Origin of the sequence: Streptomyces sp. NBC_00250 (genome assembly GCF_036192275.1) — a bacterium.
Classification (GTDB): Bacteria; Actinomycetota; Actinomycetes; order Streptomycetales; family Streptomycetaceae; genus Streptomyces.
In genome coordinates, this window is record NZ_CP108088.1 from 4,324,025 (window position 1) to 4,348,207 (window position 24,183).

25 protein-coding genes are annotated in these 24,183 nt (G+C 73.1%); 13 read left to right on the top strand and 12 right to left on the bottom strand.

Annotation, left to right across the window (positions count from 1 at the left end; all coding sequences use genetic code 11):
• Positions 1-89: 89 nt before the first annotated feature.
• Positions 90-1,070 (top strand): AraC family transcriptional regulator, encoded by a 981-nt coding sequence (locus OG259_RS19455; RefSeq protein ID WP_328943432.1) that lies wholly within the window; start codon positions 90-92, stop codon positions 1,068-1,070.
• Here OG259_RS19455 and OG259_RS19460 read toward each other — a convergent pair.
• The 3 genes from OG259_RS19460 to mshA form a co-directional block, all read right to left on the bottom strand.
• Positions 1,054-2,709 (bottom strand): glycosyl hydrolase family 28-related protein, encoded by a 1,656-nt coding sequence (locus tag OG259_RS19460; protein ID WP_328943433.1) that lies wholly within the window; start codon positions 2,707-2,709, stop codon positions 1,054-1,056. The genes OG259_RS19455 and OG259_RS19460 overlap by 17 nt on opposite strands.
• Before the next feature lie 85 nt (positions 2,710-2,794).
• Positions 2,795-3,307, bottom strand: a complete 513-nt coding sequence (locus OG259_RS19465; protein ID WP_328943434.1) for a YbjN domain-containing protein — start codon at positions 3,305-3,307, stop codon at positions 2,795-2,797.
• On the bottom strand, positions 3,300-4,667 hold the full coding sequence (gene mshA / locus OG259_RS19470) for a D-inositol-3-phosphate glycosyltransferase (RefSeq protein WP_328943435.1): 1,368 nt from the start codon (positions 4,665-4,667) through the stop codon (positions 3,300-3,302). Before mshA ends, OG259_RS19465 begins: the two co-directional genes overlap by 8 nt.
• Before the next feature lie 244 nt (positions 4,668-4,911).
• Here mshA and OG259_RS19475 point away from each other — a divergent pair, with 244 nt between their 5' ends.
• The 3 genes from OG259_RS19475 (at position 4,912) to OG259_RS19485 (ending at position 8,741) form a co-directional block, all read left to right on the top strand.
• On the top strand, positions 4,912-5,706 hold the full coding sequence (locus OG259_RS19475; RefSeq protein ID WP_266894657.1) for a class I SAM-dependent methyltransferase: 795 nt from the start codon (positions 4,912-4,914) through the stop codon (positions 5,704-5,706).
• 310 nt (positions 5,707-6,016) lie between these two features.
• A complete protein-coding gene (locus OG259_RS19480) occupies positions 6,017-7,066 on the top strand; it encodes a C40 family peptidase (protein WP_328943436.1) in 1,050 nt (349 codons plus the stop codon).
• Positions 7,067-7,502: 436 nt separating this feature from the next.
• A complete protein-coding gene (locus OG259_RS19485; protein ID WP_328943437.1) occupies positions 7,503-8,741 on the top strand; it encodes a PP2C family protein-serine/threonine phosphatase in 1,239 nt (412 codons plus the stop codon).
• Between the two features lie 118 nt (positions 8,742-8,859).
• Here the strand turns inward: OG259_RS19485 and OG259_RS19490 are convergent, their stop codons facing one another.
• The 3 genes from OG259_RS19490 to OG259_RS19500 all read right to left on the bottom strand — a co-directional run bounded on the left by OG259_RS19490 (position 8,860) and on the right by OG259_RS19500 (position 10,371).
• A complete protein-coding gene (locus tag OG259_RS19490) occupies positions 8,860-9,204 on the bottom strand; it encodes a DUF2516 family protein (RefSeq protein WP_266894651.1) in 345 nt (114 codons plus the stop codon).
• 89 nt (positions 9,205-9,293) lie between these two features.
• Entirely contained in the window at positions 9,294-9,872 is a 579-nt protein-coding gene (locus OG259_RS19495) for a hypothetical protein (protein ID WP_328943438.1), read from the bottom strand.
• A gap of 46 nt (positions 9,873-9,918) precedes the next feature.
• Positions 9,919-10,371, bottom strand: a complete 453-nt coding sequence (locus tag OG259_RS19500; protein ID WP_328943439.1) for a helix-turn-helix domain-containing protein — start codon at positions 10,369-10,371, stop codon at positions 9,919-9,921.
• A gap of 95 nt (positions 10,372-10,466) precedes the next feature.
• Here OG259_RS19500 and OG259_RS19505 point away from each other — a divergent pair, with 95 nt between their 5' ends.
• From OG259_RS19505 to OG259_RS19520, 4 genes are all read left to right on the top strand, one after another.
• Positions 10,467-11,141 (top strand): ATP-dependent endonuclease, encoded by a 675-nt coding sequence (locus tag OG259_RS19505; RefSeq protein ID WP_328943440.1) that lies wholly within the window; start codon positions 10,467-10,469, stop codon positions 11,139-11,141.
• 88 nt (positions 11,142-11,229) lie between these two features.
• On the top strand, positions 11,230-11,637 hold the full coding sequence (locus tag OG259_RS19510; RefSeq protein ID WP_328943441.1) for a helix-turn-helix transcriptional regulator: 408 nt from the start codon (positions 11,230-11,232) through the stop codon (positions 11,635-11,637).
• A 64-nt stretch (positions 11,638-11,701) separates the two neighbouring features.
• Positions 11,702-12,115, top strand: a complete 414-nt coding sequence (locus tag OG259_RS19515; RefSeq protein ID WP_328943442.1) for a VOC family protein — start codon at positions 11,702-11,704, stop codon at positions 12,113-12,115.
• Positions 12,116-12,197: 82 nt separating this feature from the next.
• Positions 12,198-12,908, top strand: a complete 711-nt coding sequence (locus OG259_RS19520) for a DUF5710 domain-containing protein (protein WP_328943443.1) — start codon at positions 12,198-12,200, stop codon at positions 12,906-12,908.
• 36 nt (positions 12,909-12,944) lie between these two features.
• Here OG259_RS19520 and OG259_RS19525 read toward each other — a convergent pair whose 3' ends face one another.
• Together OG259_RS19525 and OG259_RS19530 are read right to left on the bottom strand one after the other, a co-directional pair.
• Positions 12,945-13,691 (bottom strand): class I SAM-dependent methyltransferase, encoded by a 747-nt coding sequence (locus OG259_RS19525; RefSeq protein WP_328943444.1) that lies wholly within the window; start codon positions 13,689-13,691, stop codon positions 12,945-12,947.
• A gap of 166 nt (positions 13,692-13,857) precedes the next feature.
• Positions 13,858-14,337, bottom strand: coding sequence for a hypothetical protein (locus OG259_RS19530; protein WP_328943445.1), 480 nt, complete (start codon positions 14,335-14,337; stop codon positions 13,858-13,860).
• A 76-nt stretch (positions 14,338-14,413) separates the two neighbouring features.
• On the opposite strand from OG259_RS19530, the gene OG259_RS19535 reads away from it, so the two are divergent.
• The 3 genes from OG259_RS19535 to OG259_RS19545 all read left to right on the top strand — a co-directional run bounded on the left by OG259_RS19535 (position 14,414) and on the right by OG259_RS19545 (position 17,525).
• Entirely contained in the window at positions 14,414-14,899 is a 486-nt protein-coding gene (locus OG259_RS19535) for a MarR family winged helix-turn-helix transcriptional regulator (RefSeq protein WP_328943446.1), read from the top strand.
• A gap of 176 nt (positions 14,900-15,075) precedes the next feature.
• The gene (locus tag OG259_RS19540) at positions 15,076-16,521 is read left to right on the top strand and encodes an MFS transporter (RefSeq protein WP_328947125.1); all 1,446 of its coding nucleotides are present in this window, start codon (positions 15,076-15,078) and stop codon (positions 16,519-16,521) included.
• On the top strand, positions 16,518-17,525 hold the full coding sequence (locus tag OG259_RS19545) for a helix-turn-helix transcriptional regulator (protein ID WP_328943447.1): 1,008 nt from the start codon (positions 16,518-16,520) through the stop codon (positions 17,523-17,525). Before OG259_RS19540 ends, OG259_RS19545 begins: the two co-directional genes overlap by 4 nt.
• On the opposite strand, the gene OG259_RS19550 is transcribed toward OG259_RS19545, so the two are convergent.
• The 3 genes from OG259_RS19550 to OG259_RS19560 form a co-directional block, all read right to left on the bottom strand.
• Positions 17,437-19,443, bottom strand: coding sequence for a HelD family protein (locus OG259_RS19550; protein WP_328943448.1), 2,007 nt, complete (start codon positions 19,441-19,443; stop codon positions 17,437-17,439). The genes OG259_RS19545 and OG259_RS19550 overlap by 89 nt on opposite strands.
• A gap of 70 nt (positions 19,444-19,513) precedes the next feature.
• Positions 19,514-20,170, bottom strand: a complete 657-nt coding sequence (locus OG259_RS19555) for a TetR/AcrR family transcriptional regulator (protein WP_328943449.1) — start codon at positions 20,168-20,170, stop codon at positions 19,514-19,516.
• Entirely contained in the window at positions 20,167-20,895 is a 729-nt protein-coding gene (locus OG259_RS19560) for a TetR/AcrR family transcriptional regulator (RefSeq protein ID WP_328947126.1), read from the bottom strand. Before OG259_RS19560 ends, OG259_RS19555 begins: the two co-directional genes overlap by 4 nt.
• A 251-nt stretch (positions 20,896-21,146) precedes the next feature.
• Here OG259_RS19560 and OG259_RS19565 point away from each other — a divergent pair, with 251 nt between their 5' ends.
• On the top strand, positions 21,147-22,112 hold the full coding sequence (locus OG259_RS19565) for an ABC transporter ATP-binding protein (protein WP_328943450.1): 966 nt from the start codon (positions 21,147-21,149) through the stop codon (positions 22,110-22,112).
• Positions 22,105-22,872, top strand: coding sequence for an ABC transporter permease (locus OG259_RS19570; RefSeq protein ID WP_328943451.1), 768 nt, complete (start codon positions 22,105-22,107; stop codon positions 22,870-22,872). Before OG259_RS19565 ends, OG259_RS19570 begins: the two co-directional genes overlap by 8 nt.
• Positions 22,873-22,885: 13 nt before the next feature.
• Here OG259_RS19570 and OG259_RS19575 read toward each other — a convergent pair whose 3' ends face one another.
• Positions 22,886-24,142, bottom strand: a complete 1,257-nt coding sequence (locus tag OG259_RS19575) for a GNAT family N-acetyltransferase (protein ID WP_328943452.1) — start codon at positions 24,140-24,142, stop codon at positions 22,886-22,888.
• Positions 24,143-24,183: the final 41 nt, after the last annotated feature.

The following is a 24,183-nucleotide window of genomic DNA, read 5'->3' on the forward strand; positions in this document are numbered from 1 at the left end:
GCACGATTGAGCCTCTCAATGCCCGTACGGCTCCGTTGGATACGCGTACGTCTCACCGCGGATCCGTCCGGCGGGACTACGCTGGCGCGATGGACGTGGTGAGCGACGCGATCTCGGCCGTACGGATCGGGCGGCCCTCCTCCCAACGGGTGCGGGTCGCCGGGAGCTGGTGCACCCGCCTCGCCCCGTACGACGGCGCGGGCTTCCACGTCGTCCTGGAGGGGAACTGCTGGCTGCTGCCCGACGGAGGCGACCCGGTCGAACTCGGTCCGGGCGACGCCGTCCTGCTGCCGCACGGGACGGGACACGTGATCGCCGAAGGGCCCGCCGACGCGGCGAGGCTCGCGCGCGCGGTGTCCTTCGAGCGGTGGCTGGACGGGACCGGTTCGCGGCCGCCCCCGCCCGTCGACCCCGGGGACGGCACCGCGGTCGAGATGCTGTGCGGCAAGTACCGGCTCGACCGCAGCCATGTCCACCCGCTCCTGGCGGAGCTACCCGCGCTCGTCCACCTCCCGAACCGGGCCGCGGACGGCACCGACCGCGCCGATCCCGGCCTCCGCTCCGCCATCGAACTGCTCGGCCGCGAGGTGGGCGAGCGGCTTCCCGGCTCGGGGGTCGCGCTGCCGAGCCTGCTCGACCTGCTCCTCGTCTACATGATCCGTTCCTGGACGGCCGAGAACGCCGGCCCCGCGAGCCGGGCCGGAACGGCCGGCACCTGGCCCGCCGCCCTGGGCGATCCCGTGACCGCCGCCGCGCTGCGGGCCCTGCACACCGACCCGGCCGCCCCCTGGACCAATGACCTGCTCGCGGCCGAGGCGGGCGTCTCGCGCCCCACCCTGGCGCGCCGTTTCACCGCCCTGGTCGGCCGGCCCCCGATGGCGTACCTCACCTGGTGGCGGCTCACCCGCGCCGCCGCCCTGCTCCGGGACACCCGGGACCCGTTGTCCTCCGTCGCCCGACGCGTCGGCTACAGCACGCCGTACGCCCTCTCGCACGCCTTCCGCCGGGAGTTCGGCACGACCCCCGGGCAGTACAGGGCCCTGCCGGGCGCGGCTAGCGCCGACGGCTGAGCGCGCGCTGTGCCTCGTACAGGTTCCCCGGGTGCACCGATCCCGGGCTTCCGTACGCCTCCACGCGCGTGTGGAGGTCGCCGGTGAAGTCCGGGACGTCGGTCTGGTCGAACTCGCGGACCTCACTGATCCCGACCGTCGCGCTGTACGGGGCGATGGTGTCGATCTTCACGAGCCCGGCCCGGCCGTTCGTCACCGTCACGTTCCAGTGTGCGAAGCGGGCGCCGTAGAGGGGACCCGCCGAGGCGTCGCCGCCGTGGCGGCCGTTGTTCTCGACCGTGATCTCGGTCCGTACGTTCGCGAAGGGCATGCCCCGGTGGGTGTCGAAGGTGCCCGTCTCCATCACGCCGCGCGACCAGACGTTGTGGCTGGACAGGCCCTCGACGTTGATGCCGTGGAGCTGGGTGCCGGCCGGGGCCGGGACCGTACGGGCCGCGATGCGGAAGTCCTCGACCAGGTTGTCGTGCGCGCCCTCCCGGCAGAAGTACGGGTGGTGGGAGCCGCGTCCCTCCACCCGTGTACGGCGCAGGGTGCAGGCGGAGGCGGCGACGAAGCCGAAGCCGTTGTCGACGTGGCGGACCACCACGTCCTCCGCCCAGCAGTCGTACGCGCACTGGAAGGTGACGCCGTTGTAGCCCTTGTCGAGGAGGTGCGGGGACTGCGGCGTCTCCACCGCCTCCAGGGTCAGGCCCACCACCCCCGAGTCGGTGAGCGGCTCGACCCCCGAGACCAGTCGGGGGTCCCACTCCGGGCGGGCGTCGAGGGGAAGCGGGCGTTCCAGGGTCACCGTCCGGCCGTGCACGGCGGTGACCCGTACGGGCCACTCGTAGGGGACGTAGCTGGTCAGCTTCGTCTTGTCGTCCCAGGTGTACGCCTCCGGGCCCGGGCCTCCGCCCGCCATGTGCTCCAGGAGGGTGTGGTCGGGGTCGTCGGCGAGTCGGAGGACGACCAGTCGGCCGCGCCGGAGTGCCGAGGGGTCCTCGACCGTCACCGAGCGGTCGCCCCGGCGGGCCGGGCGGACGGCCGTCAGGGTGGTCCACTCGTCGCGGCGGTTGCCGGTCCAGCCCTCGAAGGGCCAGGCCCGGTCCCGTATCGCGGCGACGAGGGAGGCGTGCCGGGCCCGCGGGGAGAGCCAGACGAGGCCGCCGGCCCAGGACCAGGAGGACTTGTCGCCGCCGTAGCGGGAGCCGTACGGGCCGATCAGTTCGGTGAGGTTCCGGGTGGCGAGCAGGGTCGTGCGGCCGGAGCCCGCGCCGCGCAGGACGAGCCCGCTGTGGCCGATCCGCAGGTAGTCGTCGATCCGGTACGTGCCCGGCGGCAGGAGGACCGTGCCGCCGCCGCGTTCCCCCGCCTCCGCGAGGGCGCGGTTGATCGCGGGCGCCGAGTCCGTGGAGCCGTCCGGGGTGGCCCCGTAGGTGAGGGCGTTCGCGGCGACGCGGGGGCGGGGCGCGCGTCGGGCGCCGCCGTGGGCGCCGGCCCGGCCCACGTACGGGATCTGGGGGTGGGTGTAGGGGGCGGCTTCGAACTCGCGCCAGAGGGGGGTGGGGCGGGCGGGGGCCGGTGCGGTGAAGCCCGTCGTGCCCGCCGCTCCCGCCACCGCCACCGCGCCGCCGACGAACTGCCTTCTGCTGAGTGCCATGAACCTGAGCCCTTCACATATATGAACGGTGTTCAGATCTGCGTTGGCCGTGAGCATGGCAGGAGAAGGCCCTTGCGGGAAGGGGTCAGCTGGCGGGCTTCTCCGACGACTTCCGGGTCAGGTTCTTGAACGCGTCGAGGTTCCGGGTCGACTCGCCGCGCGAGACCCGCCACTCGTACTCGCGCCGGATCGCCGAGGCGAACCCCAGCTCCAGGAGCGTGTTGAAGTCACCGTCCGCCGCCTCCAGGACCGAGCCGAGCAGCCGGTCCAGCTCCTCGGGCGTCACCGCAGCGAGCGGGAGCTTGCCGGCGAGGTAGATGTCGCCGAGGCCGTCGACCGCGTAACTCACCCCGTACAGCTTGAGGTTGCGTTCGAGCAGCCAGCGGTGGACGCCCGCCTCGTTCTCGTCCGGGTGGCGGATGACGAAGGCGTTGAGGGAGAGCGAGTGGCGGCCGACGCGCAGCGACAGCGTGGTGAAGAGCTTGCGCGTGCCGGGGAGTTTGACCACGTAGGAGCCCGGCTCGGGCGACTCCCACTCCAGTTCCGCGTCCTTGAACGTGTCCTCGACGGTCCGCCGGACGTCCTCAAGATCAGCCATGGTGGGAGCGTACGCGACGGCGGTTCTCCCGCAGCCGATGGTCGTGCACGGCAGCGGTGTACACATCCGCCGTGCCCGAGGCCGCCGTGTCCCAGCCGAAGGACCCGGCGTGCAGGGCGGCCGCCGCCCCCATCCGGGCCGAGAGCGACGGGTCCGCCACGAACCGGCCCAGCGCGCGGGCGTAGTCCACCGGGTCGTGCCCCTGGACGAGGAAGCCGGTCACGTCGTCCCGTACGGCGACGGGCAGGCCGCCCACCGCCGCCGCGACGACCGGGGTCCCGGCCGCCTGCGCCTCGATCGCGACCAGGCCGAAGGACTCGCTGTACGAGGGCATGACGAGCACGCTCGCCGCCCGGAACCAGTCGGCGAGCCGGTCCTGGCCCACCGGCGGGTGGAAGCGCACGATGTCCGCGATGCCGAGCCGGGCGGCCAGCTTCTGCAGCCCCTCCGGCTTCGCGAGACCGCTGCCGCTCGGGCCGCCGACCACAGGAACGATCATGCGGGAGCGGAGGGAGGGATCCCGGTCCAGCAGCTCGGCGGCGGCGCGCAGCAGGATGTCCGGGGCCTTCAGCGGCTGGATGCGGCCGGCGAAGACCGGGATGAAGGCGTCCTGCGGCAGCCCGAGCCGGGCGCGGGCGGCGGCGCGGCCGTCGGCGGGGCGGAAGTGGTCGAGGTTGACACCCGGGTGGACGACCGCGATCTTGCCGGGGTCCGCGTCGTAGAAGCGGGCGAGCTCGTCGGCCTCCTCGGCCGTGTTCGCGATGAGCCGGTCGGCGGCGTCGACGATCTGCGTCTCACCGATCACCCGGGCCGCGGGCTCGGGCGTGTCGCCCTCGGCGAGCGCCGCGTTCTTGACCTTCGCCATGGTGTGCATGGCGTGGACGAGCGGGACGCCCCAGCGCTCGGCGGCCAGCCAGCCGACGTGGCCGGAGAGCCAGTAGTGGGAGTGGACCAGGTCGTAGTGGCCGGGGCGGTGACCCGCCCACGCCTGCATCACGCCGTGCGTGAAGGCGCACAGCTGGGCCGGCAGCTCTTCCTTGGCCAGGCCCTCGTAGGGGCCCGCGTCGACGTGCCGGACCAGGACGCCGGGGGTGAGCTCGACCACCGGGGGGAGGCCGCCGGTGGTGGCCCGGGTGAAGATCTCGACCTCGATGTCGATGGCGGCGAGTCGTTTCGCCAGCTCGACGATGTAGACGTTCATGCCGCCCGCGTCGCCCGTGCCGGGCTGGTGCAGCGGGGAGGTGTGGACGCTGAGCATGGCCACGCGGCGCGGGGTGCGGTTCCGGCCGGGGAGCCGGAGCCGGGTCGGTGCCGGGTGCCGGTGCCGGGTACCGGCGAACCGGGACACGTACTGGCTCACGTCGGCCGTCCTTCCGCTCGGGGGCTGAGCATGGGCGCCGTGGGCATGACGGCGGGAGGGCGTGGTGCGCCCTCCGGCCCGGACAACACCGGAATGGACCCTTTCATTTCCATCGCACACGGCACTTTGCCAATTCATTACCGGGGTGGGCGGGCAATCGCCCGCATGACCAGGCGATTGCCGGCGTGACCGGGCGACCGCCGGGGCGCGCGGGCCCCCGACCCCCACCCCGTACGCTTTCGGCATGGCCCCGCGCACCACCCGCCCCGTCGGCACCCCGACCCGCGGGACCACCAACCCCAACCGGCTGCGCCGCATGGACCGCTGGATCGCCGCCGTCCACGGGCCCGCCCTGCGCCGCTCCCCCGAGCCGCCGCTCGCCGTGGACCTCGGATACGGGGCCGCCCCCTGGACCGCCGTCGAGCTCCTCGCCCGGCTGCGCACCGCCGAACCCCGCACCCGCCTCTACGGCATCGAGATCGAACCCGCCCGCGTCGAGGCCGCAAAGCCGTACGAACACGAGGGCCTCTCCTTCCTGCACGGCGGCTTCGAGGTGCCCGTGCCCGGCCGGGTCGCCCTGATCCGGGCCGCGAACGTGCTCCGCCAGTACGACGAGGAGCAGGTCGCGGCCGTCTGGGGGCGGCTGTGCGGACGGCTCGCACCCGGCGGGCTGCTCGTGGAGGGCACCTGCGACGAGATCGGACGCCGGCACGTGTGGGTGGCGCTCGACGGGAGCGGCCCTCGGACGGTGACCTTCGCGACCCGGCTCGGTTCGCTGGAGCGGCCCTCGGACCTGGCGGAGCGGCTGCCGAAGGCGCTGATCCACCGCAACGTGCCGGGCGAGCCGGTGCACGCGTTCCTGCGGGACTTCGACCGGGCATGGGCGGCGGCGGCCCCGTACGCCTCGCTCGGCGCACGGCAGCGGTGGATCCGCTCCGTCCGCGACCTGGCGGCGGACTGGCCCCTGACGGACGGTCCCCGGCGGTGGCGCCAGGGCGAGGTGACGGTGCGGTGGGAGGCGCTGGCGCCTCGGGGGTGAGCGGGAGACGGGAGGCGCACGCGCCTCGGGGGTGAGCGGGAGACGGGAGGCGCACGCGCCTCGGGGGTGACCACACCGGAGGCGCGCCGGCACCTCGGGGGTGACCACTCGGGCCCCTTCTTTCCCTAACTCCCGCTGAATTTCCCGTACGCCGGGAACGCCACGCACGTATCACTCGTCCCCCGTGGGGGGAGCCGGCCCGACAGGCCCCGGTTTCCCCTGTTGCTTTGTGGTTTCGCATGGCACTATCGCCAAGGTCACCACTAAGTTACTGACGGTAAATCAGATTTGGTCACTCGAGGGGGAGCTCGTGAACCGACGCCGCCACGCCACCGCCGCGATCACCGTGATCTGCGCCTTGACCGTGCTGGCCTCGCCCGCGCTGACCCTCCAGGCCGCCGCCGCACCGCTGCCGCCGCCTCTTCCCAAGAAGAGCCTGGAGGAGGTGCGCAAGGAGATAGACGCCCTGTACCGGCAGGCCGCCGTCGCCACCGACGCGTACAACCTCGCGGACGAGCAGACCAAGGATCAGTCCGCCGAGATCGTCCGGGTCGCCCGGATGATCGTGGAGGGCCGCGAGAAGATCGAGGCCCTCAAGGCCAGGGCCGGCGCGACCGCCCGCGCCCAGTACCGCAACGGCGGACTCCCCGACGGCGCGCAGCTCGTCCTCACGAACGACCCGCAGCTCTTCCTCGACAACGCGGGACGCCTCAAGGCCGGGGCGAAGGCCACCACGGACCTGCTCGGCGAAATGAACCGCACCCAGGCCCAGTTGGACCTCTACGCCAAGGACGCGGGCGTCAACTGGACCAAGCTGGAGGCCAACCGCATCCGGCAGGCCCAGGCGAAGAAGGAGATCGACGGCAAGATCGCCGCGGCGAAGAAGCTGGAGTCCGAACTCGCCGCCGAGGAGCGGGAGCGGCTTCGGCGCCTTGAGGAGCAGGAGCGGGCCAGGGCCCAGACGACCTGGATCGGCACCGGCATCCTCGCCGGCCTGAAGGCGGACACGACGCCGGAGGCCAGGAAGGCGATCCAGTTCGCGACCGCCCAGATCGGCAAGCCGTACGGGTGGGGCGACGAGGGCCCGGACTCGTTCGACTGCTCGGGACTGACCCAGCGCGCCTGGGGATCGGCCGGCCGGCCGATCCCGCGCACCTCGCAGGAGCAGTGGCGCCTGATGCAGCGCGTGGACATCAAGGACATGCGGCCGGGCGACCTGATCGTCTACTTCAAGGACGCGAGCCACATCGGGATGTACGTGGGCGACGGCACGATCGTCCACGCGCCGCGCCCCGGCCGGAACGTGACGCTCGCGGGCGCGGGCTCGATGGAGATCCTGGGAGTCGTCCGCCCGACGTGACAGGGGCCGCCGGCCGCCCGAGGTGACACGAGGGGGGCCGTCCGCCCGCCCGACGTGACGTCCGCTCGACGTGAGCCCGCGCGGGTGGACATCCGTCCGACGTGACGGAGTCCACGTGCGGAGGCGGAACCATGGGCGCCCGCCCGGCGTGACGTTTCTCATTGCCTTCGGGGCGCCCGCTCAGCCGTACACGGGCAAGTACCTCCCCTTCCGCGGCATATGCCAATCACGACGCGGCCGCTCACCCGTTGATCGCCATTCCGCTGCGCACCGCCCTACCGCTAGGGTCCGGGACGGGCGGGACGCCACCCGGCGCCCTGCGCACCCTCGGGGGGAGGGAAGGAAACCCGGACCGATGCCCGTATCCGTACCGCGTCAGAGAAACGTCTCTGCCGTTGCGGGACCCGGCGACGTCGCCACTACGGACGCCACCGCCATGGACGCCACCGCTATGACAGGCACAGTCACAGGCACCGATCGCACCGATCTCACTCTCCTGGTCGTCGAGGACGACCCGGCGGGTGCCCTCGCCGTACCCGAACTGCTCGACGCCGCCGGCACCCGGGTCCGCATCCGTACCGCCCGCAACCTCACCGAGGCCGAGCGGCTCCTCACCGACGATGTCCACTGCGTCCTCGTCGACCTGTCCCTGCCCGGCCCCCGCGCCGCCGCCGGAGACGACCCGCTCGCCCCGCTCCGGCACATCCTGCGCCTCGCCCCGCGCCACGCCGTCCTCGCCCTCGCGGCCTCCGCCGACGCGGAGCTGGCGGCCGAGGCGGTGCGCGTCGGCGCCCAGGACCACCTCTTCCGCGAGGAACTCGACGGGCGGCTGCTCAGCCGCGCCATCCGGTACGCGGTCGAGCGCAAGCGGGCCGATGCGGTCCAGGTGAAACTGGCCGAGTCCCGCCTCCGGGCCCAGGAGAACGCCCGTCTGGAGCGCGGCCTGCTCCCCACGCCGCTCCTGGAGGGCTCCGACCTGCGGTTCGCGGCCCACTACCGGCCCGGCCGCGAGCGCGCGCTGCTCGGCGGCGACTTCTACGACGTGGTCCGTACGCCCGACGGCACCGTCCACGCGATGATCGGCGACGTGTGCGGACACGGCCCCGACGAGGCCGCGCTCGGTGTCGAGCTGCGGATCGCGTGGCGGGCCCTGACCTTCGCGGGCCTGTGCGGGGACGAGCTGCTCTCCACCATGCAGCAGGTCCTGGAGCACGAGCGGGAGAGCGAGGAGATCTTCGCGACCCTCTGCACCGTCGACATCGCGCCCGACGGGCGCCGCGCGGGCCTGTGCCTGGCCGGACACCCCTCGCCGCTGATCGCCCGGCAGGGGCGGGCGGCCAGGCTGCTGCCGTACGAGGACGGCGGCCCGGCCCTGGGCCTGCTGACGCGCGCCCGCTGGCCGCGCCGGCAGGTCGAGCTCGGCGGGGCGTGGAGCCTGCTCATGTACACCGACGGTCTGATCGAGGGGCGCTCGGCCGGACCCGGCTCGCCGCGGCTGGGCCAGGACGGAATGGTCGGGATGATCAACCGGCAGCTGGCGTCGGGCCTGCGGGGCGAGGAGCTCCTGGAGGCGGCGGTGACGGAGGTCCGGTCCCTGAACGGCGGCGAGCTGACGGACGACGTCGCGGTCCTGGCCCTGGAAAGGGACCGGGAAAGGGGCAGGACCCGGGGATGACCCCGGGCCCTGACGTCACTTCTCGCGGTTACCGGCCTCAAGCCTGTCGGCCTCAGGGCTGTCGGTCTTACGACTGCCGGTCCGACAGCTACCGGTCTTACGGCTGCCGGTCCGACAGCTACCGGCCGCCGTTGTAGGGACCGTACGGTCCGTCGCTGCTGGAGCCGCCGCCCCGGCGCCCGCCCCCGCCGCCCGAGACCTGCTGGAGCGCCGGGCGGACGTCCACCATGAAGACGATGGCGGCGATCACGCCCGCGATCTGCAGGAACAGCATCGGGAAGATCAGGTTCAGGGCGAGGTTGATGCCCAGGATGATCAGCCAGAACTTCTTCGTCTGCTTCTCGGCGGCGCGATACGCGTCCTCGCGCGCCATGGCGGCGAAGGCGAGCGCGGCGACGGCGAAGCCGGTGAAGATCAGGAACATCACCAGGGAGAGGAGGGAGTCGAATCCGTCGCGCAACATGCTGAGCACCGCCTAGGGAAGAGGGGAAGAGCGCCTCGCGGTCAAGGTACCCGGTTCAACGCACCAGGTACCCGTATTGGTGCCCGGCCCTACTCCTTCTCGGCGGCGACTGCCGCCTTCTTGGCGGGGGCCTTGCGGACGGTGGTCTTCCTCGCGGGCGCCTTCTTGGCCTCGGCGGGCTCGGACGCGGCGGACTCGGCGGAGGCCGCCACCGGCTCCTCGGCCTCGGTCTCCTCCGGCTCGACGACGACGGCGATCTCCACGATCTCCTCGGCGACCTCGCCACGCCAGGCCTTCACGGCCTCCTCGCCGTGGGCGGCGACCTCCTCGTACTTCTCGCGCGCCTTGACGGCGTATTCGGCGGCCACGCCGACACCGCGCAGCGCGAGGTCCTGGGCGGTCTCGCCGAGCTTCTTGAGGTCCGTGTCGAGACCGCCGACGACATCGGCGAACTTCGACTGCACGGTGGCCTGGGCCTCCTTGGCCTGCGCGGTCACCTTCTCCTGCACGGCCTTGGGGTCGGTCTTCCGTACGGCCTCGATGCGGGCGGGCGCCTCGGCGGCGATCTGCTCGATCAGGCCGGGAACCTTCTTGGCCTGCTGCACGGCGAGGTCGGCGGTGCCGGCGGCGAAGTAGAGAGGGGTACGCAGTTCGTCGATGATGGCCATGCTGGTGGTCCTCCCGGATGTGACGTACGGACGAGCGAGGGCTGGCTCAGCGGCGTTCGGCATCGGGGGCCGCTGCCCCGGCCGCCTCGGCGGCGGCCTCGGCGGCTCCGCCGGACTTGGCGGCTCCGGCGGCCTCGGCGGCCTCCGCGGCCTCCGCGGCGTTCTCCTTGCGGAAGGAGTCGTAGATCTGGAGCAGCACCTGCTTCTGCCGCTCGTTGATCGAGGGATCGGCGAGGATGACGGCGCGCGTCTCCAGCTCCTCCCGCTCCTTCTCGTCGAGGATCCCGGCCCGTACGTAGAGCGTCTCGGCGGAGATCCGCAGCGCCTTCGCGACCTGCTGCAACACCTCGGCGCTGGGCTTGCGCAGCCCACGCTCGATCTGACTCAGGTACGGGTTCGACACCCCGGCGGCGTCGGCGAGCTGCCGCAGGGACAACTGTGCGGTCCGCCGCTGCTCGCGGAGGTACTCACCGAGATTGCCGACGTTGAGCGATGCCATGCTCCGAACCATGCCAGCGTTTGCTAACTATTGCAAGCAGGTGCTTGCAATAGTCGCCCTCGACTCACGCCCCATGAATGAGAAAACTGGGGATCATGGATGCGACAGCGCGGTTCCGGCAGGCGGTCATCGAGTGGGCGGCCGACGGTGCGCAGGCTCCGGCGGCCGCGGCGGCGGCGCGCGAGCTGGCGGCCGGCGCCGAGCTGCGGACGGCCGTACTGGTCGAAGGGGTCAGCGACGAGGTCGCGCTCGACGCGCTGGCCGCCCGGCACGGCCGCTCCCTCGCCGCGGAGGGCATCGCCGTCGTCCCGCTCGGAGGAGCGACGAACATCGGCAGATTCGTGCAGCTGCTCGGGCCCCGGGGGCTCGACGTACGGCTGGCCGGTCTGTGCGACGCCGGAGAGGAAAGCCACTTCGCGCGCGCCCTGGAACGAGCGGGCCTCGGCCACGACCTCGCGCGCGCCGACATGGAGCCGCTCGGCTTCTACGTGTGCGTCGCCGACCTGGAGGAGGAGCTGATCCGCTCCCTCGGTGCCGAGTCGGTGCAGCGGGTCGTCGACGCCCAGGGCGATCTGCGGGCCTTCCGCATCTTCCAGAAGCAGCCCGCCCAGCGCGAGCGGAACGTGGACCGACAGCTGCGCCGCTTCATGGGCACCATCAGCGGCCGCAAGAGCCAGTACGCCCGCTCGCTCATCGACGCCCTGGCCCTCGCCGAGGTGCCCCGCCCGCTGGACCGCCTGCTCGCGCACGTGTCCGCGTCGGCGAGCTGAGGACCTGCCCCGCCGACCCTGCCCCCGCCCTCCCCCGCCGACCCTGCCCTCCCCCGCCGACCCCGCGCCCGCCCTCCCCCGCCGTGCCATGCTGGTGAACGTGACCCTGGAGGACCTGGTCCGGCTGCGCCGTGCGCGGGACGTGATGGACCGCGACTACGCGCTGCCGCTCGACGTGACCGCCCTCGCCTCCGTCGCCCTCATGTCGACCGGGCACTTCGCGCGCAGCTTCCGCGCCGCCTTCGGCGAGACCCCGTACGGCTACCTCATGACCCGCCGCGTCGAGCGGGCCAAGGCCCTGCTCCGGCGGGGCGACCTGAGCGTCACGGACGTCTGCTTCGCCGTCGGGTGCACCTCGCTCGGGTCCTTCAGCTCCCGCTTCACCGAGCTGGTCGGCGAGACTCCGTCCGCCTACCGCGCCCGCCGCCACGACGACGGCGCCGCGATCCCCGCCTGCGTCGCCAAGGTCCGTACCCGGCCGGTACGAAAGAGTTGAGGGGATCCCCCATCGGTCGGTTCCGGAGAAGCGGAATCTTGCCGTCCGCCGTAGCTTCGATCTCATGAACGTCAAGCTCTCGCAGTGCTTCATCGCAGTCGACGACCACGACAAGGCCCTCGCCTTCTACCGCGACGCCCTCGGCCTCGAAGTGCGGAACGACGTCGGTTTCGAGGGGATGCGCTGGGTGACCGTAGGGTCGCCCGCGCAGCCGGACGTGGAGATCGTCCTCGAACCGCCGCTGGCCGACCCCAACGCCTCCCCCGCCGACCGGCAGGCCGTGGCCGAGCTGCTCGCCAAGGGCATGCTGCGCGGCGTGATCTTCTCCACCGAGGACGTCGACGCCACCTTCGAGCACATCAGGGCCGCCGGCGGCGAGGTCCTCCAGGAGCCGGTCGACCAGCCGTACGGCGTCCGCGACTGCGCCTTCCGCGACCCGGCCGGCAACATGCTGCGGTTCACCCAGCCCCGTTCCTGACAGCACCCCGAACCTCCCCGAACCCCCTGTCGGCCTCCGCGGCCCGTGCCACCATGGAACGAGGCCAACAGGGGGGTTCCACATGCCGGTTGAGCGGGTCTGGCTTGACGTGCCGTACGCCGAGAAGGACGCGGCCAAGCGCGGCGGGGCCCGTTGGGATCCCGCCGCCAAGCGGTGGTTCGCGCCCCGGGCCGGCATGGCCGAACTGGCCCGGTGGGCCGCCGCCGCGGCCGTACCCGACCTGCTGCCCGGCGAGGACCGGGCACTCGGCAGCGGGCTCTTCGTCGACCTCGTCCCGCGCACCTGCTGGTTCACCAACGTCCGGTCCTGCGTGGCCCAGGCCGACTGGGAGCGGCTGCGCCGGATGATCACCGGCCGCGCCGGACAGCGCTGCGAGGCCTGCGGGGCGGGCGAGGACCGGGCGGCCCGGCGGTGGCTGGAGGCCCACGAGCGGTGGACCTACGACACCACCGCCCGCGTCCAGACCCTCCGGCGGCTCATCTGCCTCTGCACCGACTGCCACACCGTCACCCACTTCGGCCTGGCGCAGGTGCGCGGCATCGAGGACCAGGCCTTCGCCCACCTGATGAAGGTCACCGGGATGAGCGGACCGCAGGCCCGGGAACACGTCCGCGCCGCCTTCGACGTCTGGCAGGACCGCTCCCGCTACGACTGGGAGCTGGACCTCGGCATCCTCACCGGGGCGGGGATCACCCTCGCCCCGCCGCCCGGAGCGGGCGACCGTGCCCGGGTCGCCGACGACACCCTGCCCCGGCAGCGGCCCCTGCCGTGATCCGGCGGAACGCCCCTGGGCCAGCCCGTCCGCCGTTCAGGCACGGCAGCGCAGCATCACCAGCGGCGGCTTCTCCAGGAGGTCCGCCCAGAAGTCCTCGCCGAACTCACGGACGCCCTCTTCCGACACCTGCAGCGGAACCCACTCCACGTCCTTGAACCCGGCCGCCCGCAGACACTCCTCGTAGACCTCGCGGCGCGGGATCGTGGAGACGATGCTGATCGGCTCCGGGTCGAGGAGCGCCGTGACCCGCACGCGAGAACCCGCCTCGGTCTCCTCGCCGGTCGGCTCGCAGCGGAACCCGTACGCGGGCAGGGACGTGCAGTCGAAAGCGTAGTCGGGCCTCTGGGCGAGCACGAAGAACTCGCCGCCCGGCACCAGGTTCTGGTGGATGCTGCGGCACATCCGCTCGATCCCGGCGATGCCCTCGGCGTAGTTGAGGCACTGCACGCCCAGGGCGATGTCGTAGCGCCGGTCGAGAAGGGGCAGTTCGGCCACGTCGCCGACCTCGTAGCGCACGCCCAGCGGGTCGCGCTTCTCGATCTCCCGTGCGGCGGCGATCATCTCGACGGAGATGTCGACGCCGAAGACGTCCTTGGCGCCGCGCCGCTTGAACTCCCTGCTGTAGAAGCCGGTGCCGCACGCCAGGTCGAGGACCGACGCGCCGCTCACGTCCCCGACCATGGCGAGGAAGCTCGGCACCTCCCCGTAGCGGATCATCGGCAGGGACTTGAATCCCTCGAACGCCTCGCCGATCCCGTCGTACTGCTGCTGCCCGCCCATGCGGCGCCCCCTCGTGTGCTTCTTCGTGTGATCCAGAAGTCCTGCGCGCCCGTCGAGTCTGCTCCGACCTGCCCCGTCAGCCGTACTGGCGGATGACACGAGAAGTCGGCAGGACGACCCTCGTATCACCCAACACCCGTCAGTGAGGCCTCAGTTGGAGTGGCACTCAGTCCGCCCAGGCGGTGAGCGCCTCGAAGTCCGCCGCCGCGAGCCCGCGCCGGGCGTCCACCCGGTGGAGCAGCGCCCGGCCCGGGTGGTGGGTGGCCACCCAGTCCCGGTCGGCCGCGCCGATCTCGTCGTCCACCCAGGCGAACGGCCGCCCGCCGGCCCAGGCCACCAGCGCGGGCGCCTTCCAGTGCACCCCCGCCACCGGATCGGGTCCGTCCCCGGGCCACCTGACCAGGGGCAGAGCCGGCAGCCCGAGGCGCGGGGCGACCCAGGCGTTCGCATCGTCCTCCCAGGTCGTCGCCCAGACGAGTTCGTACGGCAGTGCCGCGAGCCGCGGCCCCTGCGCGGGATCGAGCCGCGCGAGGAGCGGGCTCACGGGCGCGGGCGGCGCGGGCGGGTACGTCGGATACTCCCGGTCGCCCGCCCCGAAGGGGATCAGCGGGCCGTCGACGTCCAGGAACAGCAGCGGGGTCACCATGCGTCCATCCTGACCCGAGCCACTCGTCCACTTCTCGATAATCCGCGACGGATCGATCCTCGTTACCCTGGCAGGCATGACAGCCATGGCACCCACCCGCACCGAGCCCGACCTCTCCTACCTCCTCGACCACACCAGTCACGCCTTGCGGACCCGGATGGCCGCCGCGCTCGACGCGATCGGGCTGACCCCCCGGATGCACTGCGTCCTCGTCCACGCCCTGGAGGAGGAGCGCACCCAGGCGCAGCTCGCGGAGATCGGGGACATGGACAAGACCACCATGGTCGTCACCGTCGACGCCCTGGAGAAGGCCGGACTCGCCGAGCGCCGGCCGTCGAGCACCGACCGGCGGGCGCGGATCATCGCTGTGACCGAGGCGGGGGCCAAGGTCGCGCGGGAGAGCCAGAAGATCGTCGACGGCGTCCACGAGAGCGCCCTCACCTCCCTCCCCGACGACGAGCACGCCGCCCTGCTGCGCGCCCTGAACCTGCTGGTCACCGGCCACCTGGAGACCCCCGTCGAGAGCCCGAGGCCGGCCCGCCGGGCACGCCAGCGCGGTTAGCCCCCGCCCACCCCGCGCGCCCCGCACGCCCCCAAGCCGTTCCGTAAAAAATAGTCTGCAACAAAACCTTCTGCTAACGTCTCTCCTGTCGGCTCCACCGAACAGGAGTGATCCCCGTGCCCGCTTCCGCCCGCACCCCCTCCCGCCAGCTCGCCCTCGGCGTCCTCGCCACCGGCATGCTCATGACGATCCTCGACGGCAGCATCGTCACCGTCGCGATGCCCGCCATCCAGAGCGACCTCGGCTTCACCCCCGTCGGCCTCAGCTGGGTCGTCAACGCCTACCTGATCGCCTTCGGCTCGCTCCTGCTCCTCGCCGGCCGCCTCGGCGACCTGATCGGCCGCAAGCGGATGTTCCTCGCGGGCACCGGGATCTTCACCGCCGCCTCCCTCCTCGCCGGGGTCGCCACCTCCCCCGGCGTCCTCATCGCCGCCCGCTTCCTCCAGGGCGTCGGCAGCGCGATGTCCTCGGCCGTCGGCCTCGGCATCCTCGTCACGCTCTTCACCGTGCCGCGCGAACGGGCCCGCGCCATCGCCGTGTTCAGCTTCACCGGCGCCGCGGGCGCCTCCCTCGGCCAGGTCCTCGGCGGCATCCTCACCGATGCCCTCACCTGGAACTGGATCTTCTTCATCAACCTGCCCATCGGCCTCGCCACCCTCCTCGTGGCCCTCCGCGCCCTCCCCGCCGACCAGGGCCTCGGGCTCAGGGCCGGCGCCGACGTCCTCGGCGCGGTGCTCGTCACCACCGGCCTCATGACCGGCATCTACGCGGTCGTCAAGATCGAGGAGTACGGGGCCGGTTCGGCGCACACCCTCGGCCTCGCAGCCCTGGCGCTCGCCCTCCTGGCCGCCTTCCTCGTCCGCCAGGCGAAGACCGCGAACCCGCTCATGCCCCTGCGGATCCTCCGCTCGCGCAGCGTCTCCGGCGCCAACGCCGTCCAGATGCTGATGGTCGCCGCGCTCTTCTCCTTCCAGATCCTCGTCGCCCTCTACCTGCAGAAGGTCCTCGGGTACGGGGCCGCCGAGACCGGTCTCGCGATGCTGCCGGCCGCGGCCGTCATCGGTGCCGTCTCCCTCGGTGCCTCGGCCCGCCTCATCGCCCGCTTCGGCGAGCGGAACGTCCTGGTCACCGGCCTCCTCCTGCTCGTCGGCGTCCTCGGCCTGCTGACCCGCGTCCCCGTCCACGCCTCCTACGTCACCGACCTGCTCCCCGTGATGCTGCTCGCCGCCGGGTTCGGCCTGGCGCTCCCCGCCCTCACCTCACTCGCCATGTCGGGCGCCGAGGAGAAGGACGCGGGCCTCGCCTCCGGCCTCTTCAACACCACCCAGCAGATCGGCATGGCCCTCGGCATCGCGGTCCTCTCCACCCTGGCCGCCACCCGCACCGAGAGCCTCACCGCGGCCGGCCGACCCGCCACCGAGGCCCTGACCGGCGGCTACCACCTGGCCTTCGCCGTCGGCGCCGGCCTCCTGCTCGCCGCCCTGGCCATCGCCTTCACCGTCCTGCGCCGCCCCAAGACGCCGGGGACGCCGGGGACGCCGAAGCCGACGAACGAAGCGAAGAAGGCGAAGGAGGCGAAGGAGGGGAAGGAGGCGAACACCCCCGCGACAATGGCGGCATGAGAGCCGACCGACTCGTCGCCGCCCTGCTCTTCCTCCAGACCCGGCAGCGCGTCACCGCCGCCGAACTGGCCGCGGAACTGGACGTGTCCGAGCGCACCGCACGCCGGGATCTCGAAGCTCTCGCGAGCTCCGGGATCCCGGTGTACTCGCAGGCGGGCCAGGGCGGCGGCTGGTCCCTCGTCGGCGGAGCCCGTACCGATCTGACCGGACTCACCGCCCCCGAGATCCGCGCGCTGTTCCTCCTGACCGGACCGGACACCGCCGCGAGCCCGCAGACCCGGACCGCCCTGCGCAAGCTCGTACGGGCCCTGCCCCCGACCCTCCGGGAGGGCGCCGAGGCCGCCGCCCGCGCGGGGATCTCCGACGGCACCGACTGGGCGGGAACGGAGACCGAGGAGGCCCGACTCGCCCCGCTGCAGCGGGCGGTGGTCGAGGCCAGGGAGGTCAGGATCGGGTACGCCCGCCCCGGCCGCGAGCCGCGCGAGCGGACCGTCCAGCCGCTGGGGATCGCCGCGAAGTCCGGGATCCGCTACCTGGTCGCCGACACCGAGCACGGCCTGCGGACCTTCCGGATCGGCCGCGTCACCTCCGTGACCGAGACCGGCGCCCCCGCCGTACGCCCCGAGGGCTTCGACCTGCCGACCGCCTGGCGCGCGCTCGCCGCCCGGATGGAGGACCGGCTGGTCGCCGCGACGGTACGGGGCCGGACCGCCCCCGGCACGGAGCCGGTCCTGGAGGGCCTGCTCGGCGGGCGGATACGGTTCGGGGAGCGCGCCCCGGACGGCTGGACGGCGATCGAGGTCGACGGGCCCTCCCCCGAGGTGATCGCCGCCCAACTGGCGGGCCTCGGCACCCGCGTGGAGCTCCTCGACCCGCCGGAGGCACGTACCGCCCTCGCCCGCATAGGGGCCGAACTCACCCTGCTCTACGGGCAGTCGACGCCTCCAGCCACTCCGGCAGCTCCTCCGCGTGCACCAGCGTCAGCCGGGACACCGCCCGGGTGAGCGCCACGTACAGCCGGTTCGGTCCGCGCGCCTCGGCCGCCACGATCGCGGCCGGTTCGACCACGACGACATGGTCGAACTCCAGGCCCTTGACGACGCTCGCGGGCAGCACGGTCACCCGTTCCTCCGCCGTCCCGCCCTCACGTACCGCCGTCTCCACCCCACCGACCAGGCCGTCGGCCGTGATCACCCCCACCGAGCCCTCCGCCGTGAGCGCCTCGCGCACCGCTTCAAGAGCGGCGGCGTGGAGGTCCGTCCCCCGCAGGACGGTCACCTCGCCGTCCTTCCGGACGGACCGGCCCGCGGGTACGTCCGCGCCCAAGTGCGGCAGGAGGCGGTTGGCGAGGTCCACGATCGCCGCCGGGACCCGGTAGCCGAGGGTGAGCGGCACCACGGGCGTCCCGGCCTTGCCCAGATGGGCCAGTTGCTCGTCCCAGTCGCGGGCCGCCCACGGTGTGGTGCCCTGCGCCAGGTCGCCGAGGACGGTCAGCGAGCCGAACTCGGTGCGTCGGGCGATCGCCCGGCACTCCATGGGCGAGAGGTCCTGCGCCTCGTCGACGACGACATGGCCGTAGCTCTCGGGCCGTTCGATCAGACCCGCGAGCTCGTCGAGGAGCACGAGGTCGGCGGCCGTCCAGCGCGCCGAGCGGTACGAGCGCGGCGGCCGCTCCCAGCGGATCGCCGCCCGCTCGTCCTCCGCGAGCACTCCGTCGGAAGCGCCGCAGGGGTCGGTGAGGAAGGCCGCCAGCACCTCCTCCGGGCTCGCCTTCGGCCAGCACGCGTCGAGGAACGCCGTCACCGCCCGCGCCCGCTCGATCCGCCGCGCCCAGGCCGCGCCCATGGGCCCCCAGCGGCGTTCGGCGTGGAGCTGGAGGGCCCGCACGATCCGGGCGCGGACCCGCTCGCGGCCCGTCGCGTAGGGCGGCGCCTCCTCCCGTACGGCCGCGACGATCCCGGCGAGCTGCGCGGCCGGCAGCCGCCAGTGCGACGAGCCGTCCCGCACGGCGAGGTCGCCCGCCGGGGCCGGGTCGACCCTGCCGTACAGCGCGCGGTGCAGCACCTCCGCCATCCGGGCGTCGTGCTTGACCCGGGCCGCCGTCCCGCCGTCCTCGGCGCGCACCGGGTGCCGGGCGATCTCGTCTTCGAGGGTGGCCTGCCGGACCCCGGTCTCGCCGAGCGACGGCAGCACCTCGGAGATGTACGAGAGGAACGCGCGGTGAGGTCCGAGGACGAGGAGCCCGGAGCGGCGGATCCGCTGCGGATGGGTGTACAGGAGGTACGCGGCCCGGTGCAGGCCCACGGCGGTCTTGCCGGTGCCGGGCGCGCCCTGCACGCACAGGGAGGCGGCCGGGTCGGAGCGTACGAGATCGTCCTGTTCGGGCTGGATGGTGGCCGCGATGTCCCGCATCGGGCCCACCCGGGGCCGCTCGATCTCCCCGGCGAGCAGCGCGCTGACCGTCACCGCCCCGCCGGCCGTGAGCTGTTCGTCCTCCAGGGCGGTCAGGTCCTCCGAAACGCCCTTGCTGTACGGGGCCCAGCCGAAGCGGCGGCGCCGGAGGACGCCCTGCGGGTCGCGGGCGCCTGCCTGGTAGTAGGCGCGGGAGACGGGCGCGCGCCAGTCGACGACGAGCGGCGGGGCGGCCGGGTCCTCGCCGATCCGGCGGCGGCCGATGTGGTGGACCTGACCGTCGTCGAGGTCGAGGCGGCCGAAGAACAGCGGTCCCGGCGGCTGTTCGCGCATCCCCTTGGCGCGGCTGCGCAGATGCCGGCCGAGCGCTTCGGCGTCGGCGCCGGACGCGGCGGTGTCCTCGCCGATGACGACCTGCTCGGCGACGTCCTCGGTCATCCGGGTCAGGGCGGCACGGCAGGCGTCGTGGTGGGCGCGTTCGCGGGCGAGCTCGAAATCCAGTGACGTCATTCCGGCAAGCCTAACCGAAAACGTTACTGGGTTACATTTTTTACTTGTCTACGAGATCCGCGTACGCCGTTCAGTACGGGAGCCCCTCCCGCAGCGCCCGGAAGGCGAGCCCCGCCGCCGCCACCGCGTCCGCCGCCACCCCGTCGGCCGTCTCTCCGCCCGCGATCCGGGCCGTGTTCTCCTCCGCGAGGACCCGGAGCACGGTCACGATCTGCCCGGCGGCGAGCCGCGCGAGCAGAGGGCCACCCGCCCCCTCCGCACCGCCGGCCAGTGCGCCCGCCAGGGCCTCCTCCGACCTCACCCGGTACGCGTGGAGGCGACCGACCAGCGCCGGAGTGCCGTACAGGAGCCGGAGGTACGCCAGGACCGACGGATGGTCGCAGAGCCCGGTGACCGGATCGCGTCGAGCGAGGCCGTCGAGCAGGTGCGCGTACAGCGCGTCGAGCGGGGCCGTACCGGCCGACCGCGCCGCGGTCACCACCCGGGCCGACTCGTCCTCGTGATCGGCGAACCGGTGGAGGACCAGGTCCTCCTTGGCCGGGAAGTACCGGAAGAGCGTCGGCTTGGAGACCTCGGCGGCGGCCGCCACCTCCGCGACCGAGACGGCGTCGAAGCCCCGCTCCAGGAAGAGCGCGACGGCCGCGTCCGACAGGGCCTGCCGGGTGCGCTCCTTCTTCCGCTCGCGCAGCCCGGGGACGGCGGCGGCGGCAGCACGGTCGGGGGTCACGAGGCACGCCCTTCCACCAGCACGGCGACCCCGTCCAGGATCCGGGCGAGGCCGAAGCGGAACTCGGTCTCGGGGTCGTCGGCGGCGTCCATCACGCCCGACTCCAGCACGCGCGCCACCTCCGGGTACCTCTCCGGGTCGGCGAGCCGCCGCAGGGTGTGGCCGTAGCGGGCGAGGATCTCCTCCGGGCTCGCCTCGCCGGCGGCGATGACGGCGGCGAGGTCGGCCATGACCAGGGCGTCGTTCCGGACGAAACCGCCGACCAGCATGGTCACCGAGATCTTGCTGCCCGCGTCGAGGCCGGTGCCCCCCAAGGCGACGAGGGCCTTCTCCCACCAGGCAACCAGGTTCGGGGTCGCGGGCGGGCCCGAGACGGGCAGTCGCAGCATCCAGAGGTTGCGGTGGTAGATCTCGCGCAGCGCCGAGGCCCAGGACTCCAGCGCCTCGCGCCAGTCGGTGCCGGGCGGGAAGAGCTCGGGCGGGGCGCCCGTGGCGGCCTCCTGCATGAGGACGTACAGCTCGCTCTTGGCGGAGACGTACCGGTAGAGCGACATCGTCGAGGCGCCGAGCTCCTTGGCGACCCGGCCCATGGAGACGGCGCCGATCCCCTCGGCCGAGGCGAGGGCGACGGCCGCGTCGACGATCCGGTCCAGGGTCAGGCCGGGCTTGGGGCCCTTCGAAGGGCGCTCCCGCAGCCCCCAGGCCGCCTCGATGCTCGGCGGCAGAAAGCTCCCGCCGTCGCCCGCCGCACCGCCGCCGCCGCTACCGGAGCCCGCCGCACCGCTGCCGTCGGGGCCCGTCGCACCGTCGCCGCCGCTCCCGCCGCCCGTACGTTCCTCGCCGTTCGTCACAACCCGCCGCCTCCCGGCCACCTCGCACGCTTGACACCCATCCTAGTAATGCGTAACCCTTACGCAGTAACGCGTACGGCATACGCAGTACGGCAGAGCAGTCCACACGCCCAGGGAGCACACCCATGCCTCCGGCCATCGAAGCCATCGGCCTGACCAAGACCTACGGAGACGTCCGCGTCCTCGACGCCCTCGACCTCCACGTCCCGCGCGGCACCGTCTTCGCCCTCCTCGGCCCCAACGGCGCCGGGAAGACCACGACCGTCCGCATCCTCGCCACCCTCACCACACCCGATACCGGCCACGCGCGCGTCGCCGGACACGACGTCGTCACCGCGCGCTCCCGGGTCCGCCGCGCGATCAGCCTCACCGGACAGTTCGCCGCCGTCGACGAGAACCAGACCGGCACCGAGAACCTCCGGATGGCGGCACGGCTCTCCGGCCTCTCCCGCCCCGCCGCCGACCGCCGCGCCACCGAGCTCCTCGAACGCTTCGGCCTCACCGAGGCGGGCGACCGCCTCACGAAGACGTACTCGGGCGGCATGCGTCGCCGCCTGGACCTCGCCGCCGGTCTCGTCCGCGACCCCGGCGCGACCCAGGTGATGTTCCTCGACGAACCGACCACCGGCCTCGACCCGCGCAGCCGCCAGGAACTGTGGGAGGTCGTCCGCGAACTCTCCGACGGCGGCACGACGGTCTTCCTCACCACCCAGTACCTGGAGGAGGCCGACCGCCTCGCCGACCGGATCGCCGTCCTCGGCAAGGGCCGCACCCTCGCCGAGGGCACCCCCGCCGACCTCAAGGCCCGGTACGCCGCCCACCGCCTCGACATCGTGGCGTACGACGAGGAGAGCCGCCTGCGGCTCGGCACGCTCGCGGGCCCCACCGCCCACCACGACCCCGAGACCCGCACGCTCGGCATCCCCACCGACGGCAGCGCCGGCCACGTACGGGAGCTGCTCGACGCACTCGACCCCGAGCGCCGGGACATCGCCCGCTTCAGCCTGCACACGGCCACCCTCGACGACGTCTTCCTGACCCTCACCGCCGACAGGCCCCTCACCGCCGACAAGGAGCCCAGCCATGTCTGACGTCCTCACGGGCGGACTCACCGCCGCGAGCACCCTCGCCGGGCGCGGCATCCGCCTCAGCCGCCGCAACCTCGACGCCGTCATCACCTCGATGATGCTGCCGATCATGCTGATGCTGGTCTTCGTCTACTTCTTCGGCGGCGCCATCGACACCGGCACCCGGTACGTCACCTACGTCGTCCCCGGCGTGCTCGTCCTCTGCGCCGGTTTCGGCGCGTCGGGCACCGCCGTCTCCGTCAGCGAGGACATGCGCCTCGGGGTCGTCGACCGGTTCCGCACGCTCGACGTCGGCGGGACGCCGTTCCTCGCCGGACACGTCGCCGCCGCCGTCACCCGCAACGCGCTCTCCACCACGCTCGTCCTCGGCGCCGCCTTCGTCATCGGCTTCCGCCCCGCCGCCACACCGGGTGGCTGGCTCGCGGCGATCGGACTGCTGCTCGCCTACATCACCGCGGTGTCCTGGCTGTCGGCGGCGATCGGCCTGGTCACCAGAACGGCGGAGGCGGCCGGCGCGGTCACCTTCTTCATGATGTTCCTGCCGTATCCGAGCAGCGCGTTCGTGCCGATCGACACCATGCCGAGCTGGCTCCACGGCTTCGCCGAGCACCAGCCGGTGACCCCGCTGATCGAGTCCATGCGGGGCCTGCTGCTCGACCAGCCGGTCGGCAACTCGCCGTGGATCGCCCTGGGTTGGTGCGCGGGCCTGCTCGTCCTGGCGCTCGCCGCGTCAGGAATCCTCTTCCGGCTCCGTACCCGCTGACCCCCTGCGGGGATCAGAAGATGTCGGGCGAGAAGGGCCGCAGCGAGGTACGGAAGAGCAGATCGGCGCGGGCGGCCGCGCCGGCCGTAAGCTCCTCGACGCGCCCGACCCGGGAGAGCCGTACCGCCGACTCGTCGCCGAAGGCGAAAGTGCTCAACTCGGCGATGTCGAAGGCGAGATCGGCGGACTCGGTCGTACGGACACAGGAGACGCCGTCCGGGGAGGCGTCGAGGCGGTACCGCCCACCGGCGAGCCCGTCCCCGGTCCCGCCCCCGTCCCGCACGTCGAGCACGAGGCTGTCCGCCACCGGGTACGTCCGGCTCTCCAGGACCCGGACGACGTCCAGGACCCGCACCCACAGCATGTCCGCATGCGTCAGCAGCTTCGCGGCGCGCGGGTCCGGCAGGAGCAGCGGCAGCGGGTCGTCGGGGGCCCGGTAGCCGGAGCGGACGGTGCCGATCCAGTCGATGGAGCAGAGGTAGTGCCACAGCGCCCGCTCCGCGGCCGGGGTGACGGCGATCAGATCCCGTACGGTCGCCGTGTTCATCGGCTGCTTGGCGTCGTCCCACTTGTCGTCGGCCGTGTAGGCCACAAAGCCCTCGACCTCGCCGGACTCCGCCCGGTACACCGCGTAGAACGGCTCCCGCCACGACTCGCTGTGCACACTGAGCCCGGTGCCGACCTCCCAGTCGCGCGGGGAACGGTCGGTCACCCCGGCGCGGACACCGGCGAGCCGGCGGTGCGTCCCGGGGCCGATCTTGCGGATCTCGTCGGCGTCGGTCATGTCGATCCGGCCGCCGTCCTCCGGACGGCCCGAGCGGCGCGGGTCGAGCCCGGTCCGGCGGACGTCCACGCTCCACGCGCTGCACCAGCTGGCCGGGCCGAAGCCGTACCGCCCGTAGATCGGGTACTCGGCGGCGATCAGGGTGGCGATCGCGTCGCCCCGCTCCTTCGCGGCGGCCAGGTCGGAGGTCATCATCCGGCTGAGCAGCCCGCGCCTGCGGTGCGTCGGGGAGACGGTGACCTGGGTGATCGCGTCGGCCGTGAGGCTGCCGCCGCCGACCGTGCTGACCTCCTGCCGGAACGACCGGAAGGTGGCGACGAGACGGTCCCCGTCGAAGGCCCCGAGCGTCCGCGCGGGGTCGACGTGCGCCAGCCGGTCGGCGACCTCCGCGTCGGTCACGACCGGCGGGCGGAGGAACCCGGTGCGCAGGGCGCGCAGCCAGTCGGGGAACTCGGACTCCGTCACCGCGCGTACGTCGACAGTCATCCTTCGACCCTACGCACGGCCCCGGCGCACCCGCATCCGAG

Coding starts and splice junctions, on each gene's coding strand:
- OG259_RS19575 (WP_328943452.1), bottom strand. CDS start 24,142: ATGACTGTCGACGTACGCGCGGTGACGGAGTCCGAGTTCCCCGACTGG.
- OG259_RS19500 (WP_328943439.1), bottom strand. CDS start 10,371: ATGGCATCGCTCAACGTCGGCAATCTCGGTGAGTACCTCCGCGAGCAG.
- OG259_RS19475 (WP_266894657.1), top strand. CDS start 4,912: ATGGCCCCGCGCACCACCCGCCCCGTCGGCACCCCGACCCGCGGGACC.
- OG259_RS19525 (WP_328943444.1), bottom strand. CDS start 13,691: ATGGGCGGGCAGCAGCAGTACGACGGGATCGGCGAGGCGTTCGAGGGA.
- OG259_RS19460 (WP_328943433.1), bottom strand. CDS start 2,709: ATGGCACTCAGCAGAAGGCAGTTCGTCGGCGGCGCGGTGGCGGTGGCG.
- OG259_RS19485 (WP_328943437.1), top strand. CDS start 7,503: ATGGACGCCACCGCTATGACAGGCACAGTCACAGGCACCGATCGCACC.
- OG259_RS19545 (WP_328943447.1), top strand. CDS start 16,518: ATGAGAGCCGACCGACTCGTCGCCGCCCTGCTCTTCCTCCAGACCCGG.
- OG259_RS19510 (WP_328943441.1), top strand. CDS start 11,230: ATGCTGGTGAACGTGACCCTGGAGGACCTGGTCCGGCTGCGCCGTGCG.
- OG259_RS19550 (WP_328943448.1), bottom strand. CDS start 19,443: ATGACGTCACTGGATTTCGAGCTCGCCCGCGAACGCGCCCACCACGAC.
- OG259_RS19520 (WP_328943443.1), top strand. CDS start 12,198: ATGCCGGTTGAGCGGGTCTGGCTTGACGTGCCGTACGCCGAGAAGGAC.
- OG259_RS19540 (WP_328947125.1), top strand. CDS start 15,076: ATGCTCATGACGATCCTCGACGGCAGCATCGTCACCGTCGCGATGCCC.
- OG259_RS19535 (WP_328943446.1), top strand. CDS start 14,414: ATGACAGCCATGGCACCCACCCGCACCGAGCCCGACCTCTCCTACCTC.
- OG259_RS19530 (WP_328943445.1), bottom strand. CDS start 14,337: ATGGTGACCCCGCTGCTGTTCCTGGACGTCGACGGCCCGCTGATCCCC.
- OG259_RS19465 (WP_328943434.1), bottom strand. CDS start 3,307: ATGGCTGATCTTGAGGACGTCCGGCGGACCGTCGAGGACACGTTCAAG.
- OG259_RS19495 (WP_328943438.1), bottom strand. CDS start 9,872: ATGGCCATCATCGACGAACTGCGTACCCCTCTCTACTTCGCCGCCGGC.
- OG259_RS19515 (WP_328943442.1), top strand. CDS start 11,702: ATGAACGTCAAGCTCTCGCAGTGCTTCATCGCAGTCGACGACCACGAC.
- OG259_RS19490 (WP_266894651.1), bottom strand. CDS start 9,204: ATGTTGCGCGACGGATTCGACTCCCTCCTCTCCCTGGTGATGTTCCTG.
- OG259_RS19565 (WP_328943450.1), top strand. CDS start 21,147: ATGCCTCCGGCCATCGAAGCCATCGGCCTGACCAAGACCTACGGAGAC.
- OG259_RS19570 (WP_328943451.1), top strand. CDS start 22,105: ATGTCTGACGTCCTCACGGGCGGACTCACCGCCGCGAGCACCCTCGCC.
- OG259_RS19505 (WP_328943440.1), top strand. CDS start 10,467: ATGGATGCGACAGCGCGGTTCCGGCAGGCGGTCATCGAGTGGGCGGCC.
- OG259_RS19455 (WP_328943432.1), top strand. CDS start 90: ATGGACGTGGTGAGCGACGCGATCTCGGCCGTACGGATCGGGCGGCCC.